The sequence below is a fragment of the Arthrobacter sp. BF1 genome (assembly GCF_056680215.1).
This window is the reverse complement of sequence record NZ_CM155271.1, coordinates 3800348-3818234: the sequence shown is the minus strand read 5'-3', so window position 1 is coordinate 3818234 and position 17887 is coordinate 3800348. Positions and strand designations below refer to the sequence as shown.

Below are 17887 nucleotides of genomic sequence, written 5' to 3'. Positions count from 1 at the left end.
CTATTATGGGCAAATGCCCACCATTCGCGTCTCCGAAGCGGCCCGGTTCCTTGGCGTCAGTGATGACACCATCAGGCGCTGGACGGACAACGGCACCCTCACCGCCATAAAGGACGACGCCGGCCGGCTGGCCGTGGACGGGCTGGAACTGGCCCGTCACGCCCAGAAACTCGCCCAGCTTCCGGATGATCCGCACCGCAGCGGCAGCTCTGCGCGCAACCGGTTCGTCGGCCTGGTTACGGGCATCACCGCGGACAAAGTCATGGCGCAGGTGGAGCTTCAATGTGGCCCGTTCCGGGTGGTCTCGCTGATGAGCAGCGAAGCCGTTAGCGATCTTGGCCTGGAACTCGGCTCCGTGGCCACCGCCGTGGTCAAGGCCACCACGGTCATCATCGAAACGCCGCACGGCAAGGGTTCCGCGTGAGGCGCGCCTTCGCCGGCGTAGTCGCGGTCCTGACGCTGGCGCTCGCCGGCTGTTCCCCGGCGGCTGACCGCGGGCCGGCGAACCAGGGAGGAACGGTCGACGGCGGCACGTACGGCGCCGCGGGCAACGTCACCGTTTTCGCTGCAGCATCCCTCAAAACGGCTTTCACGGACATCGCGGGAAAGTTCGAGGCGGCCAACCCGGGATCGGACGTCACCCTCAGCTTCGCCGGTTCAGCGGACCTGGTCACGCAAATCACGCAGGGCGCGCCGGCCGACGTTTTCGCCTCCGCAGACACCCGGAACATGGACAAACTCAAGGGCGAGGACCTGGTGGACGGCGAAGCCAGGAACTTTGCTACGAATACGCTGACCATCGTGGTCCCGTCCGGGAACCCGGCCGGCATCACCGGCTTCAGCGATCTCGCCCGGTCCGGCGTCAAGGTGGTGGCCTGCGCCAGCCAGGTGCCCTGCGGTGCTGCCACCAGGGCCATCGAGCAGGAAACGGGTACCACCCTCAGCCCGGTGAGTGAGGAATCATCGGTCACCGACGTCCTGGGCAAGGTCACCTCGGGGGAGGCCGACGCCGGGCTGGTCTACGTCACCGACGCCAGGAGCGCGGGCGCCAAGGTGAAGGAGATCCCCTTCCCCGAGGCAGCCAAGGCCATCAACACGTATCCCATCGCCGCCGTGAAGGGCGCCCGGAACAAAGCCGCGGCCGACGCGTTTGTGGAGTTTGTCCTCGGCACTGAAGGCCAGGCTGCCCTGGCCGCCGCCGGCTTCGGCAAGCCGTAGGTGAACCCGTGACCGCCCGCAAAGCTGCCATCTATACGGGCATCCCCGCCTGGGTCTACGCCGTCGCAGGAGCCGGGGCGCTGCTCGTGGTGCTCCCGCTGGTGGCCATGGTGGCCAAGGTCAACTGGGCCAACTTCATCCCCCTGGTCACGTCCGAATCCTCGCTGACAGCCCTTGGCCTGAGCCTGCGCACCTCGGCGGCGAGCACGGTCCTGTGCATCATCCTGGGGGTGCCGCTCGCCCTGGTCCTCGCCCGCGGCAGCTTCCCGGGCCAGCGTGTCCTACGCTCGCTGGTCCTCCTGCCGCTGGTGCTGCCCCCGGTGGTGGGCGGCATTGCGCTGCTGTACACATTCGGCCGGCAGGGCCTGCTGGGCAGAACGCTTGAGGTGGCCGGCGTCCAGATCGCATTCTCCACCACCGCCGTGGTGCTGGCCCAGACCTTCGTTGCCCTGCCGTTCCTGGTGGTCAGCCTTGAGGGCGCGCTGCGCATTGCCGGGCCCAAGTACGAAGCCGTGGCGGCCACCCTCGGCGCCAGCCCCAGCACCGTGCTGCGGCGGGTGACGCTCCCGCTGGTGCTGCCGGGCCTCGCGTCCGGCGCCGTCCTCTCCTTCGCGCGCAGCCTCGGCGAATTCGGCGCCACCCTCACGTTCGCGGGCAGCCTGCAGGGCGTGACCCGGACGTTGCCGCTGGAAATCTACCTGCAGCGCGAAACGGATGCGGACGCCGCCGTCGCGCTTTCCCTGGTCCTGGTGGCCGTCGCCGTTGCCGTGGTGGCGCTCGCCTACCGGAGTCCCCGCGTGGGCAGGCCGGCGACCACGGAGAGTACGACGACGGCGCCCGCCGCGAGCGGTGCAGTCCGGTGACGTTTGTGGTCCGGGCCGCCGTGGATCAGCGGGGTTTCGACGTGTCCCTCAGCGTCGGGCCGGCCGAAACAGTGGCCGTGATGGGTCCCAACGGCGCGGGGAAATCCACGCTGCTTAACGTCATCGCGGGCCTCCTGCACCCGGACTCGGGCAGGGCGGAGCTGGACGGCAGGACGCTCTTTGATCTCACGGCCGGGCGCGGGGCATGGACCGCGCCGCATCATCGCGGCACCGCACTCCTGGCCCAGGAACCGCTGCTTTTCCCGCACCTGAGTGTGCTGGACAACGTCGCGTTCGGGCCCCGGAGCGCAGGCGCCTCGAAGCAAGCCGCCAGGAAGTGCGCCCAGCACTGGCTGGCGGAGGTCGAGGCTACGGAACTGCAGGCCAGGCGTCCCGCGGAGCTGTCCGGCGGGCAGGCCCAGCGAGTGGCGGTGGCCCGGGCGCTCGCCGCCGACCCCGGGCTGCTCCTCCTCGACGAGCCCATGGCCGCACTGGACATCCATGCCGCGCCGCTGCTCCGGCGCCTGCTCAAACGCGTGCTGGCAGGCCGGCGCGCCATCATCATCACCCACGACGTCCTCGATGCCCTCATGCTGGCGGACCGCGTGGTGATCGTGGAAAACGGCCGGATCAGCGAGGAAAAACCCACCCGCGAGGTCCTGCAGCGGCCGCGCAGCCGGTTTGCCGCCGGGCTCGCAGGGCTCAACTTTCTGGCTGGCGAAATCACCGACCACGGCCTCCGGTCCGGCAGGCTGAGCCTCTACGGACAGCACCACGACCTCCCCGGCCCGCTGCCCGCCGGACAGCCGGGCGTGGCCGTCTTCCCGCCGTCGGCCGTTTCCGTATTCCTGTCCGAAGCGCACGGCAGCCCGCGCAACGCCTTCCCGGTGACCATCACCGACCTCGAGCCGCACGGCGACCAGATCCGCGTCCGCGCGGGCGAAAGCGGGCGGCTGAGTGCCGACATCACCCCGGCCGCCGCCGCCGACCTGGGCCTCGCTCCCGGAATCCAGGTGTACTTCGTGATCAAGGCTGGCGCCGTGGCCATCTACCCCAGCTAACCCCCCCCAACGCTCTCTCACTTAACGCGGGTTTTGGGCAGACGCTCTCTCACTACCCGCGCCCCCGACGCGGGTAGGCTGGTCAGCGTCGTCCGGACGAGGGCGGCGGTATTGGGGGGAAGCATGAAGAAAATTACGACGGCGGCTGCCGCGCTGGCGCTGCTGGCGGGACTCGCGGGCTGCAGCCTGTTCCCGTCGCCAACGCCTTTGCCCGACATCGCGCCGGCCACGCCCGTGTCGGCGCTGCCGCCGGAATGCCCCTTTGTTGGCCAGAATGACCTGACGCCGGTGCGGATCCCCATCGGCACTCCGCGCGAGACGATCGGCAGCGTCCTGAACGCTTACAGCAGCTGGTTCAATGCCGGTTCCGAGCTGGTCACCGCGTGGAGCCCCGGCAAGGCAGTCCCCGAGAACTGCGTTGAGCGGCTGGCTACCCGGAACGCGGAGGCCTACTCGAGCACCCTGTTCACCACCCACAGCGATGTCGCCTGGCAGGGATACTTCGCCTCCGTGAAGGCGATGAACCAGCAGAACCTGGCAGCGGTCCGCCTGGCCGAGCCGGGTACAGGAGGGCGCGGGAAGTTTGACCTGCTGCAGGAAATCGATTCGAGCGCCACGGACAGCGGGACGTTCCTGAAGTTCGACGCCGTCTACCGTCCCGTGGTTGCCGGCCAGGGCAGCTGGGAGGACTTGGACAAGCCCACCCGCTGGTACGTGGAACTGGTCCCGGCGGGAGACTTCCTGGTCATCAACTACATCGAGACGAAACCCGCGGCCGGGTACCCTGCGGGCTAACGCCGCCTACATCCTCGGCAGGTCCAGGAATTCTAACTTCTTCATGGCTAACCTCCGCTGGAGTGCGCCGGCGGAACCGTGGTCCCCGGTCACACATCGATCCTAGGTTGATCAGGTGAGCGGCGATACAGTGCAAGGGCACCACTTCCCCGGGCCGGGGTCATGCCACCGTACGTCTGGTTCGCTGCGGGCAAAAATGCTCTTTGTGTTGCGTACTTCAAAGTTGAGCGTAGTAGACTCAACTTAGCGAAAATGCTCATTCCGAAAGGAGCTCTCTTTGGACGTCAAATTCACCACCAAGAGCCAGGAGGCTCTTTCGGCAGCAGCCATGAACGCCTCCACCGCGGGTAACCCGCAGGTCGAGCCGGCCCACCTGCTCAAGGCCCTGATGGATCAGCGGGAGGGTGTCGCCGTCGCGCTCCTCCGCGCCACCGGCACTGATCCGGACACCGTCAGCGTCCAGGCGAGCAGTGCCATCAAGGCGCTGCCGGCAACGTCCGGCGGGTCCACTCAGCAGGCCCAGCTGTCCCGGCCCTCGCTGCAGGCCATTCAAAACGCCAAAAACGAGGCCGACCGCCTCGGCGATACCTTCGTGTCCACCGAAGTGCTGCTGCTCGGGCTCTCCGCCGGAAGTGACGCCGTCGGGCGCCTAATGCGCGACGCCGGCGCCTCCCATGAAGCGCTGCTCGCCGCACTGCCGGGTGTCCGCGGTGACCGTAAAGTCACCAGCCCGGACCCCGAGAACACTTTCCAGTCACTGGAGAAGTTCGGCACCGACCTCACCGCGATGGCGCGCTCGGGCAAGCTGGACCCGGTGATCGGCCGCGACACCGAGATCCGCCGCATCATCCAGGTGCTGAGCCGCCGCACCAAAAACAACCCCGTCATCATCGGCGAGCCCGGCGTGGGCAAGACGGCCGTCGTCGAAGGCCTCGCCCAGCGCATCGTGGCAGGTGACGTCCCCGAAAGCCTGCGCGGCAAAACGCTGATCGCCCTGGACCTCGCTTCGATGGTGGCGGGCGCCAAGTACCGGGGCGAGTTCGAGGAACGGCTCAAGGCCGTCCTGGAGGAGATCAAAAACTCGGAAGGGCAGATCGTCACCTTCATCGACGAGATCCACACGGTGGTTGGGGCGGGCGCAACAGGTGAGTCGTCCATGGATGCCGGCAACATGCTCAAGCCCATGCTGGCCCGCGGTGAGCTGCGGCTGATCGGTGCCACCACGCTGGATGAGTACCGCGAGAACATCGAAAAGGACCCCGCGCTCGAGCGCCGATTCCAGCAGGTCTACGTCGGCGAGCCAAGCGTGGAGGACACCATCGGCATCCTTCGCGGGCTCAAGGAACGCTACGAGGCCCACCACAAGGTGACGATTGCCGACGCCGCGCTGGTGGCCGCCGCCACCCTGTCCAACCGCTACATCTCGGGCCGGCAGCTTCCGGACAAGGCCATCGACCTGGTGGACGAAGCCGCCTCCCGGCTGCGCATGGAGATCGACTCCGCGCCGGAGGAGATCGACCAGCTGCGCCGCGCGGTGGACCGGCTGACCATGGAGGAGCTGGCCCTCGAGAACGAGAAGGACGCCGCCTCCGTGGAGCGGCTGGCAGCCCTCCGCTCGGACAAAGCGGACAAGACCGAGGAGCTGGATGCACTCAACGCGCGCTGGGAGGCTGAAAAGGCCGGCCTGAACCGCGTTGGCGACCTGAAGGCGAAGCTGGACGAACTCCGCTCCACCTACGATAAGGCCGCGCGCGAGGGCGATCTGGAGACGGCGTCGCGGATCCTTTACGGGGAGATTCCTGCGCTGGAGCGCGAGCTGAACGCTGCCGCCGCAGCTGAAGAGGCTGTGACGGACAAGTCCGGCCAGATGGTGGCCGAGCAGGTTACCGCGGACGACATTGCCGAGGTCATTTCGGCCTGGACCGGCATTCCCGCCGGCCGCATGCTGCAGGGTGAAAGCCAGAAGCTGCTGCACATGGAGGAGGAGCTCGGCAAGCGGCTGATCGGCCAGTCCAAGGCCGTGACCGCGGTGTCAGACGCCGTGCGGCGTGCCCGGGCAGGCATCAGTGACCCCAACCGGCCAACGGGTTCGTTCCTGTTCCTGGGGCCCACCGGCGTGGGCAAGACGGAACTCGCCAAGGCGCTCGCGGATTTCCTGTTCGACGACGAACGCGCCATGGTGCGGATCGACATGTCCGAGTACGGCGAGAAGCATTCGGTGGCCCGCCTCGTCGGAGCGCCTCCGGGCTACGTCGGTTACGAGGAGGGTGGTCAGCTGACTGAGGCCGTCCGCCGTCGGCCGTATTCGGTGATCCTGCTCGACGAAGTGGAGAAGGCTCACCCGGAGGTCTTCGATATCCTTCTGCAGGTGCTCGACGACGGCCGTCTCACCGATGGCCAGGGCCGTACCGTGGACTTCCGCAACGCCATCCTGGTGCTCACCTCCAACCTCGGCAGCCAGTTCCTGGTGGACCAGACGCTGGATGCCCAGGCCAAGCGGAATGCCGTGATGGCCACCGTCAATGCCTCCTTCAAGCCGGAGTTCCTCAACCGGTTGGATGAGGTGGTGCTGTTTGACGCCCTGACCGTGGACGAGCTGTCCCACATCGTGGAACTGCAGGTGGCCGAACTCGGAAAGCGGCTGCACGACCGCCGGCTCACGCTGGAAGTGTCCGAGGGCGCCCGCGCCTGGCTGGCTATGTCCGGTTTTGATCCCGCGTACGGTGCCAGGCCGCTGCGTCGGCTCGTGCAGCGCGAGATCGGCGACCGGCTGGCGAAGGCCATCCTCGCCGGGGTGATCGCCGACGGCGACACCGTGCTCGTGGACACGGCGGCCGACCTCGATGAACTCACCATCGAGGGACTCGAGGCAACGGCAGGGCCCGACGGCGGCGCTCCCGCCGGTACCGGCCTGGTGGTGCGGCGGAAGGACTAGGACCGACCCAGCTACGAGAAGCGCCCCCTCCGGTGGAGGGGGCGCTTCTGCGTGTTGCAGGTTTCGGCTAGACGGCCGTGTAGCCACCGTCGCTCGGAATGGTGGCGCCCGTGATGAACTTCGCCTTGTCGCTCGCCAGGAAGGTGATGAGGTCCGCAACTTCCTGCGCCTCGCCGACGCGGCCGGCCGGGTGCAGGTTTGCGTACTGCTCGAGGGTGGGCTCATCGATGAGCGGGGTACGGATAACGCCCGGGGCCACCGCGTTCACACGGATGCCCTCCTTCGCGTACATCGTCCCGGCGGCGCGGGTCATGTTCACGACGCCGCCCTTCGAGGCAGAGTAAGCGATGTTGTTCGAGATGGCCACGAGCCCGAACATCGACGCGAGGTTGACCACCACCGGCGTTGCCCTGCTTGAGGAGCTGCGCGATGGAGTACTTGTTGGTGTAGAACACGCCTGAGTAGTCGATGCCGTTGGTGCGCTCCCAGTTTTCCACGGTCGACGTGACAACGTCTCCCTCGCCGCCGACACCAGCCGAGGCGACGGCAATGTCAAGGCTGCCGAACTCCTCGACCGTCTTGGCGACAGCGGACTCAACGCTTTCGGCCTTCGAGACGTCGCCTTGGAAGAACTTCGCGCCGATCTCGTCGGCCACTTCCTGCGACTTGGGGTTGAAGTCGAAGATCATAACCTTCGCACCTTCGGCAATGAAGGTCTTTGCGGTCGCGAGGCCGAGCCCCGATCCGCCGCCGGTGATGAATGCGACCTTGTTCTCGAGTTGCATGAGTCAGTCCAATCTCTAAGCGATTTCGCGGTCACGGTCTTGTGGATGTTCCCGCGGTACGCGTTTATATGCGTATGCATCTATCTCGTCACAGATACTTGAAAAGTCAACCGTTTTGACTCAATCAAGGGCAACAGGATGCGATGCCTGCGAAGGATCATTAGGGCAGACTGGTGGCGTGAGCGGAATCCGGTGGGTGCTGCACGTCGATCTCGATCAATTCATCGCGGCCGTCGAAGTGCTCCGGCGGCCGGAACTTGCGGGCAGGCCGATCATTGTGGGCGGCCGGGGCGACCCCACCGAACGGGCAGTGGTGTCTACCGCCTCCTACGAAGCGAGGGCGTTCGGCGTGGGTTCCGGCATGCCTTTACGCATTGCGGCCCGGAAAGTGCCCGACGCCGTAATCCTGCCCGTTGATCACGAGGCTTACCTCGCGGCATCTGAAGCGGTTATGGCTACCCTCCGCGCGCAGCCGGGCGCCACCGTCCAGGTACTCGGCTGGGATGAAGCCTTTATCGGCACCGAGACAGAGAATCCCGAAGCCTACGCCCGGCAGGTGCAGGCCGCTGTTCTGGAGCGAACGCAACTGCACTGCAGTGTGGGCATCGGCGACACCCTGGTCCGGGCCAAGGTGGCCACCGGTTTCGGCAAGCCGGCCGGCGTCTTCCGTCTCACTGCCGGGAACTGGCTCGAGGTCATGGGCGCGCGGCCAACCAAGGATCTGTGGGGCGTCGGAACCAAGGTGTCGGGCCGGCTGGCCAAACTCGGCATCACCACCGTCGCCGAGCTAGCCGCGGCCGACCCCCAGGACCTGGTCTCCGAGTTCGGCCCCAAGATGGGTCCCTGGTACGCAGAACTGGGACGCGGCGACGGTGCCAGCGCTGTGGACGACACTCCATGGGTGGCCCGCGGGCATAGCCGGGAAACCACCTTCCAGGAGGACCTGACCGAGCCCGCCCAGGTGGACGACGCCGTCAGGGAACTGACAGCGCGTGTCCTCGAGGATGTTGTGGCCGAAGGTCGGCCCGTGATCGGGCTGACCCTGAAGGTCCGGTATGCGCCGTTCCTCACCACAACCCACGCCAGGAAGATCCCCGAGACCTTCGACCGGAACGAAATCCTCGCGCGCGCCCTGGACCTCGCAACCGCAATCGAACCGGACCGCCCCATCCGGCTCCTGGGGCTGCGGGCCGAAATGGCAATGCCCGACGACGCCCGAAAGGGACATACGCCCACGCGCGGAGGTTGGTAGCGGCGTCGCCCGCCTTGAAAGGACGCCGAACACGCGATCAGGCAACTGGCGATCTTTCTGTCGGCCGTAAGTACTCAAAGATCACGGTGGTATTCGTCCCGGCCACTTCCGGCCGGAGGCTGAGGTTGGCGGCCACCAGGTCACGGAGCGCTGCCGAATCAGCCACGGCGACGTGGATGAGAAAATCCCGGTCCCCGGTGACAAAGAAGATGCTTTCGACGGCGGGGAGCCCGGCCAGGTAGTTTTCGAACTCGGTGAGGTTGGACCGCGCATGGGCATGCAGCCGGATGGCGATCAGGGCCTGCAGTCCGCGACCTACCGCCGCTGGATCCACATCCGCGTGGAAGCCGCGGATGATGCCCCGCTCCTGAAGGGAGCGGATGCGGCCGTGGCACGTGGAGGGGGCGATGCCGGCAGCGGCGGCGATGGCATTGTTCGGCATCCGCGCGTCGGCCTGCAGCAGCCGGATGATGAGGTGGTCCGTTTCGTCCAGGACCGGGTGCCGACCGTTGTTCGGTTCCGGTGAAGAACGTTCGCCCTTTTCGGAATGAATTGGCATAATCACAGCTTTGCCCAGAATGATTGCCGAATCAATTGAGGTTCGTTTTTACATTCTTCAGACTGAAGCCAATGCCGTGTGGCATCCGTCATGGTTGAGGGAGAGTGGAATGTATTCACGCGCACAGTCGCCGCGCACCGCCGTCGTTGTCGGTGCGGGAATGGTTGGCCTGGCTACGGCCTGGCATCTGCAGGAACGCGGCATCGAGGTGACAGTCCTTGAGCGCTCCGCCGTTGCCGCCGGCGCCTCGTGGGGCAACGCCGGCTGGCTCACGCCGGGCATGGCCATGCCGCTGGCTGATCCCACCCTGTGGTCCTACGCCCCGAAGGCGCTGCTTGATGCTAGTGCGCCGCTGCATATCCCGGCCCGGCTGGACCCGAAGCTGTGGGAGTTCCTGGCACGTTTCGGCCTGCACGCCACTGCCAAGGCCTGGGACAAGGCCATGGCTGCGCTGACACCGATTGACCGGATGGCCCTGGACGCCTTCGACGAGCTGACGACCGGCGGCGTGGACGCGTGGACGCGGAAGGGTCCCTTTGTTATCGGGTTCGAGCGGGAAAAGGAAAGCAGGCCGTTCATCCACGAGATCCAGCAGGTGGAGAAGGCCGGGCAGAAGGTGCCGCTCACGCGCCTCGACAATCCGCAGCTCAAGGTGCCGCAGCTCTCCGCCGGCGTCTCAACGGTCTACGAAATGGGCGAGCAGCGCTTCATCGAACCCGGGCCGTTTGTTCAGGCCCTGGCCGATGCGGTCAAGGCCCGAGGCGGAAAAATCCTGACCGGCATGGAAGTGCGCTCACTGCGTCACGGCCCGCAGGGGATCTCCGTGGAGAGCTATGGGCAGGAGCCGGTGGACGCCGACGTCGTGGTGCTGGCCACCGGAGCCTGGCTGCCGGCGCTGGCCAAGCCGCTCGGCGTGAAGACCCAGATCCAGGCCGGCCGCGGCTATTCCTTCAGTGTCGCCACGGACGATCCCGCCGAGTTCCCCATCTACTTCCCGGCCCGCCGGGTGGCGTGCACGCCGTACCAGGGCCGGCTGAGGATTGCCGGCACCATGGAGTTCCGCGGCCCGGACGAGCCGTTGCAGACGGGACGCATCGATGCCATCCTCGCCTCGGTGCGGCCGCTGTTCACCAACATGGATCTGGAGAACCTCGAGGACATTTGGGTGGGCGCCCGCCCGGTCACGCCTGACGGGCTGCCGGTGGTCGGTGCCACCCGTTCCCCTGGTGTCTATGTTGCCGGCGGTCACGGCATGTGGGGCATTGTGCTGGGACCGGCCACCGGTAAACTGCTGGCCGAGCAGATCGCCACCGGGCACATTCCGGACGAGATCCGCCCCTTCGACCCGCTGCGGTGACGGGGAGCCGGCAATGCGCCCCGGCCTGATCAGGCCGGGGCGGTGGGCAGTACCAGCAGGTAGCCGGTTGGCAGATCGCTGCTCCAGCGTCGCGGCTCGCGGACCACGAACTGCGTTGCCAACTGCTCGGGGGTGAGCAGGCTGTTCGGCGCGGGTGACGGTCCCCACTGCCCGCTGCCGTACGGGTAGAGCGGATCCTGAACGCGGATGCCGGTGACCGTAAACTCGGGGAATTCGGCGGGATCGCCGAGCGACTCGAAGCCGCTCATCACCCACGCGTGCCGGCCGCTCCACATGACCAGCCCCACCGGCCGGTCCGTCTCGGCGATGGCGCGCGCCGCGGCCTGCAGCGCGTCACCATAGTCGGCGATGCTGACCACCTTGTAGGGGCCCATCCCGGCCTCGGTCAGCACCTGCGCCCAACCGAACGGGTTGGCACCGTTGAACGAGTTGGACGACAGGGCCCGGGCCATCTCCCACAGCTCGCCCTGCTGAGTGCTGTCCGTCCACGTGCCGCCACCGGTGTCATCGATAAGGTTGTGCGCCATCTGGATGCTCGCCGCAACGCACCAGTCGAAGGTGTACTGCGGCACGAAGTCCCCCTCCTGGTAGAGGTTGAGGGCGAACGCTTGAGGCGCCGGCGCCGGCGCCGGAACGGGCGCGGGCGCGGGAACCGGCGCGGGGACGGGGGTTGGTTCGGGGAGCGTGGTCTGCTGCGGGGCTGCGGCGGTCTCACGCGCGGCCGAGGGCGCCGAGGAGGTGGCAGAGGTTGACTGACCGGTTGCCACAGTGTCGAGGCGGATCGCGGGCGCGCAGGCCCCGAGGAGGGTCGCCAAGGCAACGAGCCAAGCCAGAAGACGGGCGCGGGCACCGATCATGATCCAGTTTAGCGCGGCGCCAAATACGTCAGAAGGCGTAGCGGATGCGGCAGTAGGGCGCGCTCTCCCCAATAAGCGCGGTCAGCTGCCGCACATAACGGGCCTTGGTTCCTGAGCGGTAACGGACGTTGGTGAAGCCGTTCGAGGAGACCTTCGATTCCTGGAGGTCCGGACGCCACAGTACATTTTCAGCCTGCGGATGCCACCCCAGGTTGACCTCGTGGAGCCGCTCGTTGTGGGTCAGGAAGATGACTTCTGCCGCGAGTTGGGCCTTTGCGGCGGCGCTCAGGGTGGCGTCGAGCTGGCGCAGCAGTTCCTCCCAGTCCTTGAGCCAGGTGTCCGTGATGATGACGGGGGAGAAGTTCACGTGTACCTCGTACCCGGCATCGACGAACTCGTTGATCGCGGCCATGCGTTCAGCCACCGGCGAGGTCCGGACGTCGATTGATTTCGCCAGGTCCGCGGGCATGAGGGAGAAGCGGATCCGGGTGTGACCGCCGTGGTCCCAGCCGAGCATTGCCGGGTTCACGTACTTGGTGGCAAAGGACAGTTTGGCGGTTGGCAGGTCGCGGAAGAGCGTGACGAGATCCTCCACGTTGTCACTGATCAGCGCGTCGACGGAGCAGTCGCTGTTTTCGCCGATGTCGTAGACCCAGAGTTCAGGATCGCACTGGTTGGGCTCGAGCTTTATGCCCTGGCGGGTGGCGTGCCGCTCGAGTGCCCGGCCAATCTGGTCAATGTTCGCGAACACCGTCACCGGATTGCTGTACCCCTTATGCCGGGGCACGTAGCAGTAGGCGCAGGCCATGGCGCAGCCGTTCGCGGTGGAGGGCGCGATGAAGTCCGCGGAGCGGCCGTTCGGCTTGACGGTCAATGCCTTCTTGACACCAAGGACCAGTGCCTCGGTCTTGATTCGGGACCAGCGGGGCACGTTCGTTTCGTCACCGTGCAGTTCCGGGATGTTCCAGTGATTATCGACAAGCACGACGTCGGCATCCGGCCAGCGCGCGATGATCTCCTTGCCCCTGGGAAGCTCAAGCGCGTCCGGCTGTGCGTAGATGCGCCGGATTTGCAGCAGCCGGTTGAATTCCATGACGGCTCAGGGGAGCACGCTGGCGTTGATGACGTTCCCGGCGTCGGCCGTCACGTAGCAGTCCACCCGGCGGTCACCGGAATCCCAGCTCGTGCCGCTGGGATAGGCGCGCTGGAAGTTCAGCGTGTAGCCGTCGGCTGCCGGCGTCAGCTTGGTCGCCCGGCAAGCCTCCAATGCCTTGGCGGTGAGGGCCTCCCGGCCCGGATACGAATCTTTGGCCGGGTAGCGGAACACAGCCACCAACTGGGCGGAGTGGCCGGTATCGCAGGCCACCACCGTTGACCGGAGGGCCGCAGGGTCAAAATCCTTGAAGCAGTCACCCAATCGGTAGTCCGGCGGCGTTACACCCTCCCGGGGCAGTGCGAGCGGGGTTGGCAGGGGTGTGGGGGAGATCTCCACAACGATGGAACCGGGGTCGCCAGACGGGGCGGCTGGTTCGGAGCCCAGCCGGTCGGCGAGCCAGACCAGAGCGACCACAACGCCAATCAAAACCAATGCGAAGGCGGCCTTCAGCAGCACGGACGCGGCCCGGCGGTGCTTCCGCGGGGACGGTTCTACGGGGGCCGGCGGGGCCGCCACCTGCGCCAACCCGGCTGTGGGCGGGGCAGCAGGTCTGGGTGGGATGGGACGTTGTTCCTGGTTGTCCATCCGGATACCCTCCTGGGTTTCACCTCGTCGGGGTGCCGTTCCGGGCACCCCGGACTGGCAGCTCTTGAGGAGACTCTATCCAACAAAAAGGCCGGGAACCCGCGGTTCGTCGCGGAAAGGGTACCGGATATGGCGCTCCGACGCACAGGCTGGCAAGCACCTGCCGCCGAAAGCATGTAATCTAGGTGTACGACAAATTGACCAAACATTCCGGGGCCTCACCGATAGCCAAGGTGACCACCTCCGGTCCGAGTACAAAAGGGGGTCACGCCATGGGGCGCGGCCGTCAAAAGGCAAAAGCTACCAAGCAGGCTCGGGACATTAAGTACTACTCCCCGAACACTGATTATTCGGCCCTTCAGCGTGAGCTCAAGGGTCGTGAAGGTCTTGCCACGAGCCATTTCGCGAATGAACCGGTTGAACCGGACTATTCGGCTTACGTGGATAAGTACGCGGAAGATTTGGAAGAAGACGACGACGAGGTGCACACCCGTCGGATCGGCTAGCTGTCGCAGCCGGTTCGCCTTAGGCGGCCGGCCCCGTGACGCCGCAGTACAATCGGACGCCCCATTTGTTCGCTAGTACAGCGCTTCTTTTTCAGCACCTTGGTTCCACTCGGACCCCCTGGGTGTTGGCCTCAGTTATCAGGCCCGTTGCCTGTACCGGAATCCGGTGCAGGTGGCGGGCTTTTTGGTGTTGACTGGAGTCCGGAGGCGAAGTTCCGCCCGCGAAAGGACCCCCGATGCCAGAGAACGCTGCCTCACCGCGCTACCGTCACGGCGAACCTTGCTGGGCTGACGTCCAGACCCCGGACGTTGAAGCGGCCAAGGCCTTCTACGCCGCGGTGTTCGGCTGGACGTTCACGGACCTGCCCACGCCTGATGGCCGCAGCTACGCCCAGGCCTTCGTGGGGGAGGATCTGGTGGCAACCGTTGCGCCGCAGAATCCGCACCAGGAGTCGCTGGGTACGGCCGCCCAGTGGAACATCTACTTCGCGGCCGAGGACGCCGGCGCGCTGGCCGAGGAAGTTCCGCACGCCGGTGGTGCCGTGCAGTTCGGCCCCGAGGAGATCGGGGGCACCGGGGTCATGGTGTTTGTGGATCCTCCCGGCGGCGGAACCACCGGCGTGTGGCAGCCCGGAACGCACACCGGCACCGGCCGGTACAACGCGCCCGGTGCGCTCTCCTGGACGGAACTCCTCACGCCCGAGCCGCAGGCCGCCGTCGGGTTCTTCCAGCAGCTGTTCGGCCACGAGGTGACTGAATACCCCCAGGACGACGGCGGGACTTACTCGACGCTGATGGTGAACGGCGCAGAGGTGGCCGGGATCGTCGCGGCTGAGGCGCCTGCGAGGTGGCAGATCTACTTCGGCGTCGCTGACGTGGCGGATGCCGTGCGGAAGGCTGTGGCAGCCGGCGGCGAGGTGCTGATCGCACCCGAGGCTGACGACGACGAGACGCCGGGCGCCACGGCAACCCTCAGGGATCCGCAAGGCGGCGAGTTCAGCCTGCTGGAGGTTTAAACACAAGTGCCCCACCCCACATGCAGGCGGGATGGGGCACTCGGGACAAGCTTAGGCGTAGGCGTTGACCAGCCGGACGGCGCCGCCGTCCACTCCCTTGGCGCCCTGGACGTAGTCCGGGCCGGACTTGAGGATGGAGTCCGAGTCTGCCGTGACGGTGCCCATGACCCAGGACGGCAGGCCGCGGTCGTTGAGGCGCGCCACGGCGGCGTCGGCAGCTTCGGCGGACACGATGGCCACCATGCCCACTCCGAGGTTCAGGGTGCGCTCGAGATCGGCCAGCGGGACGTTGCCGAGCTCAGAGACCAGCTTGAAGATGGCCGGCAGTTCCCAGGTGGCGCGGTCAACGGTGGCCACGAGGCCCTGCGGCAGGACGCGGGCCAGGTTGGCGGCCAGGCCGCCGCCGGTGACGTGGCTGAAGCCGTGCACCGCGTTGGAGCTGTTCACGGGGAAGGCGCGGGCCAGATCCAGGCAGTCGGCGGCATACACGCGGGTGGGTTCGAGCAGTTCCTCGCCGAGGGTGCGGCCGAGTTCGGAGACCTGGCGGTCCAGGGCCCAGCCGGCGTGGTTGATGACCCGGCGGACAAGGGAGTAGCCGTTGGAGTGCAGACCGGAGGAAGCCATGCCGATCACAACGTCGCCGGCGCGGACACGTTCCGGGCCGAGCAGGTCGGAGGCTTCGACAACACCGGTGGCAGCACCGGCAACGTCGTATTCGTTCTCGCCCAGCAGGCCGGGGTGCTCGGCGGTTTCGCCCCCCACCAGGGCGGTGCCGGCCACGGAGCAGGCCGCCGCGATGCCACGGACGATGTCCGCGATGCGCTCCGGGACAACCTTGCCGCAGGCGATGTAATCGGTCATGAACAACGGCTCGGCGCCAACTACGACGATGTCGTCCACCACCATGCCCACCAGGTCAAAGCCGATGGTGTCGTGGATGTCCATGGCCTGGGCGATGGCTACTTTGGTGCCCACGCCGTCGGTGGAGGTGGCCAGCAGCGGGCGCTTGTAGGTCAGCAGCTTCGAGACGTCGTACAGTCCGGCGAAGCCGCCTACACCGCCAAGGACGGAGGAGTTGTGGGTGGCCTTCACGGCACCCTTCATCAGTTCGACGGCGCGGTCGCCGGCTTCAACGTCAACACCGGCAGAGGCGTATGTGATACCTGCGGCGGTCTCGGAGGTGTTGCCGGCGGCGGGGGATGCGGAAGTCATACGGACTCTTTCTTGTCGGCGCCGGGGATGGTGGCTGCATGGTGAATCTCGGGCACACGGTCTTCTTCGGTAAGCAGGTCCTCGAACTCTGCATCCGGACCCGGATCGCAGCCGTCTGAGCCTTCAGCGTCTGCCGGATCCTCGCGGTCGTCGATGACGGGCTCGGACAGGGCGGCCGTGGCGCCAGGCAGGGCCGAGGCCGACGGCGTGAGGCCGCCGAGGTCGGTGCGCTCCAGCAGGTTCTTGCCCAGTTTGTCCGAGCTGGGGAGCTCGATGGGGTACTTGCCGGTGAAGCAGGCGGTGCAGAGGCGTTCGCGGGGCTGCCTGGTGGCGTCGATCATGCCGTCTTCGGAAATGTAGGCGAGGGAGTCGGCTCCGATGGCCTGCGAGATTTCCTCGATGGTGGCGCCGTTGGCGATCAGTTCCGCCCGGGAGGCGAAGTCGATGCCATAGAAGCAAGGCCACTTGACCGGCGGGGAGGAAATCTTCACGTGGACGGACGCGGCGCCGGCTTCCCGGAGCATCCGGACGATGGCACGCTGGGTGTTGCCGCGGACGATCGAATCGTCCACCACCACAACACGCTTGCCGCGGATCACGGACTCGAGGGCGTTCAGCTTGAGCCGGATACCCAGCTGGCGGAGCGTCTGTGAGGGCTGGATGAACGTGCGGCCCACATAGGAGTTCTTGACGAAGCCGTGTGCGAAAGGGATGCCGGATTCTTCGGCGTAGCCCACCGCGGCAGGGGTGCCGGACTCCGGGACGGGGATGACGATGTCCGCTTCCTGGGTGTTTTCGCGGGCCAGCTGGCGGCCCATCTCCACCCGGGACTCGTAGACTGAGCGGCCGGAGATGGCGGCATCGGGGCGCGCGAGGTAGACGTATTCGAAAACGCAGCCTGCCGGCGTCGGCTCGGCGAACCGCTTGGAACGCACGCCGTCTTCGTCGATGGCGATGAACTCGCCGGGTTCGATTTCACGGATGAAGCTGGCGCCAACGGTGGCCAGGGCAGACTGTTCGGAGGCGACAACCCAGCCGCGCTCCAGCCGGCCGAGGACCAGCGGGCGGATGCCGTAGGTATCGCGAGCTGCGTAGAGGGTGCCCTCGTCCATAAAGACGAAGCAGAAGCCGCCCTTGATCTTGGGCAGGAGCTCGGTGGCCGTCTGTTCGAGGGTCTTGCCCTCCTCGCCTTCCAGGAGTGCTGTGACCAGGGCAGTGTCCGAGGTATTGCCCTGCTTCATTTCGCCGCTGAGTTGGCCGCCGTTGCGTTCCAGGATCATGGCGTTGAGCTCGGCCGTGTTGGTCAGGTTGCCGTTGTGCGCGAGGGCCACGGTGCCGGTGCTGGTGGCACCGAGGGTGGGCTGGGCGTTGGCCCAGTGGCTGGCTCCGGTAGTGGAGTAGCGGCAGTGTCCCACCGCCAGGTGCCCGGTCAGGGTGTTTAGCGTGGTCTCGTCGAAGACCTGGGAAACGAGGCCCATGTCCTTGTAGACGTTGATCCGCTTGCCGTCACTGGTGGCTATACCAGCCGACTCCTGACCGCGGTGCTGCAATGCATACAGCCCGTAATAGGTTAGTTTTGCTACTTCTTCACCTGGTGCCCAGACCCCGAAAACGCCACAAGCGTCCTGAGGGCCTTTTTCGCCAGGGAGAAGATCATGAGAAAGTTTTCCATCGCCGCGTGCCACTGGTCGATTATCTCATGAGATGGG

General features: G+C 66.5%; 17 protein-coding genes and 1 pseudogene. 10 read left to right on the top strand and 8 right to left on the bottom strand.

Features of this window, described 5'->3' with window-relative positions; all coding sequences use genetic code 11:
* Positions 1-13: 13 nt before the first annotated feature.
* The 6 genes from AC1MCD_RS17980 (at position 14) to clpB (ending at position 6872) form a co-directional block, all read left to right on the top strand.
* Positions 14-424 (top strand): TOBE domain-containing protein, encoded by a 411-nt coding sequence (locus AC1MCD_RS17980; RefSeq protein WP_498673891.1) that lies wholly within the window; start codon positions 14-16, stop codon positions 422-424.
* Positions 421-1218: a molybdate ABC transporter substrate-binding protein gene (gene modA / locus AC1MCD_RS17975; protein ID WP_498673889.1), complete on the top strand. Its 798-nt coding sequence runs from the start codon at positions 421-423 to the stop codon at positions 1216-1218. Before AC1MCD_RS17980 ends, modA begins: the two co-directional genes overlap by 4 nt.
* A gap of 8 nt (positions 1219-1226) precedes the next feature.
* Positions 1227-2081 (top strand): ABC transporter permease, encoded by an 855-nt coding sequence (locus AC1MCD_RS17970; RefSeq protein WP_498673887.1) that lies wholly within the window; start codon positions 1227-1229, stop codon positions 2079-2081.
* On the top strand, positions 2078-3142 hold the full coding sequence (locus AC1MCD_RS17965; protein ID WP_498673885.1) for a sulfate/molybdate ABC transporter ATP-binding protein: 1065 nt from the start codon (positions 2078-2080) through the stop codon (positions 3140-3142). Before AC1MCD_RS17970 ends, AC1MCD_RS17965 begins: the two co-directional genes overlap by 4 nt.
* A 123-nt stretch (positions 3143-3265) precedes the next feature.
* The gene (locus AC1MCD_RS17960) at positions 3266-3937 is read left to right on the top strand and encodes a hypothetical protein (RefSeq protein ID WP_498673883.1); all 672 of its coding nucleotides are present in this window, start codon (positions 3266-3268) and stop codon (positions 3935-3937) included.
* A gap of 277 nt (positions 3938-4214) precedes the next feature.
* Positions 4215-6872 carry an ATP-dependent chaperone ClpB gene (gene clpB / locus AC1MCD_RS17955; RefSeq protein ID WP_498673880.1) on the top strand — a complete coding sequence of 886 codons (2658 nt, stop codon included), beginning with the start codon at positions 4215-4217 and terminating at the stop codon, positions 6870-6872.
* A 67-nt stretch (positions 6873-6939) separates the two neighbouring features.
* Here the strand turns inward: clpB and AC1MCD_RS17950 are convergent, their stop codons facing one another.
* Both AC1MCD_RS17950 and AC1MCD_RS17945 read right to left on the bottom strand, forming a co-directional pair.
* Positions 6940-7251: an SDR family NAD(P)-dependent oxidoreductase gene (locus tag AC1MCD_RS17950; protein WP_498673877.1), complete on the bottom strand. Its 312-nt coding sequence runs from the start codon at positions 7249-7251 to the stop codon at positions 6940-6942.
* An 88-nt stretch (positions 7252-7339) separates the two neighbouring features.
* Positions 7340-7657, bottom strand: a pseudogene (locus AC1MCD_RS17945) (SDR family NAD(P)-dependent oxidoreductase); the annotation flags it as partial.
* A gap of 178 nt (positions 7658-7835) precedes the next feature.
* On the opposite strand from AC1MCD_RS17945, the gene AC1MCD_RS17940 reads away from it, so the two are divergent.
* Positions 7836-8909 (top strand): DNA polymerase IV, encoded by a 1074-nt coding sequence (locus tag AC1MCD_RS17940; RefSeq protein ID WP_498673875.1) that lies wholly within the window; start codon positions 7836-7838, stop codon positions 8907-8909.
* A gap of 37 nt (positions 8910-8946) precedes the next feature.
* Here the strand turns inward: AC1MCD_RS17940 and AC1MCD_RS17935 are convergent, their stop codons facing one another.
* The gene (locus AC1MCD_RS17935; RefSeq protein WP_498673873.1) at positions 8947-9468 is read right to left on the bottom strand and encodes an Lrp/AsnC family transcriptional regulator; all 522 of its coding nucleotides are present in this window, start codon (positions 9466-9468) and stop codon (positions 8947-8949) included.
* A gap of 109 nt (positions 9469-9577) precedes the next feature.
* Here AC1MCD_RS17935 and AC1MCD_RS17930 point away from each other — a divergent pair, with 109 nt between their 5' ends.
* Entirely contained in the window at positions 9578-10825 is a 1248-nt protein-coding gene (locus AC1MCD_RS17930) for an NAD(P)/FAD-dependent oxidoreductase (RefSeq protein ID WP_498673870.1), read from the top strand.
* A 29-nt stretch (positions 10826-10854) separates the two neighbouring features.
* On the opposite strand, the gene AC1MCD_RS17925 is transcribed toward AC1MCD_RS17930, so the two are convergent.
* Genes AC1MCD_RS17925 through AC1MCD_RS17915 form a run of 3 tightly spaced genes read right to left on the bottom strand, consistent with a single transcriptional unit; the run spans position 10855 to position 13444 of the window.
* Complete coding sequence (locus AC1MCD_RS17925) at positions 10855-11703, bottom strand: hypothetical protein (RefSeq protein ID WP_498678407.1); 849 nt, start codon at positions 11701-11703, stop codon at positions 10855-10857.
* Between the two features lie 28 nt (positions 11704-11731).
* Complete coding sequence (locus AC1MCD_RS17920; RefSeq protein WP_498673869.1) at positions 11732-12796, bottom strand: spore photoproduct lyase family protein; 1065 nt, start codon at positions 12794-12796, stop codon at positions 11732-11734.
* A 6-nt stretch (positions 12797-12802) separates the two neighbouring features.
* The gene (locus tag AC1MCD_RS17915) at positions 12803-13444 is read right to left on the bottom strand and encodes a septum formation family protein (RefSeq protein ID WP_498673867.1); all 642 of its coding nucleotides are present in this window, start codon (positions 13442-13444) and stop codon (positions 12803-12805) included.
* 272 nt (positions 13445-13716) lie between these two features.
* Here AC1MCD_RS17915 and AC1MCD_RS17910 point away from each other — a divergent pair, with 272 nt between their 5' ends.
* Both AC1MCD_RS17910 and AC1MCD_RS17905 read left to right on the top strand, forming a co-directional pair.
* On the top strand, positions 13717-13950 hold the full coding sequence (locus tag AC1MCD_RS17910; protein WP_477710639.1) for a DUF3073 domain-containing protein: 234 nt from the start codon (positions 13717-13719) through the stop codon (positions 13948-13950).
* A gap of 236 nt (positions 13951-14186) precedes the next feature.
* A complete protein-coding gene (locus AC1MCD_RS17905) occupies positions 14187-14966 on the top strand; it encodes a VOC family protein (RefSeq protein ID WP_498673865.1) in 780 nt (259 codons plus the stop codon).
* Positions 14967-15017: 51 nt separating this feature from the next.
* Here the strand turns inward: AC1MCD_RS17905 and purM are convergent, their stop codons facing one another.
* On the bottom strand, positions 15018-16178 hold the full coding sequence (purM, locus tag AC1MCD_RS17900) for a phosphoribosylformylglycinamidine cyclo-ligase (RefSeq protein ID WP_498673864.1): 1161 nt from the start codon (positions 16176-16178) through the stop codon (positions 15018-15020).
* Positions 16175-17863 carry an amidophosphoribosyltransferase gene (purF, locus tag AC1MCD_RS17895; RefSeq protein WP_498673862.1) on the bottom strand — a complete coding sequence of 563 codons (1689 nt, stop codon included), beginning with the start codon at positions 17861-17863 and terminating at the stop codon, positions 16175-16177. The genes purM and purF overlap by 4 nt, the downstream gene beginning before the upstream one ends.
* Positions 17864-17887: the final 24 nt, after the last annotated feature.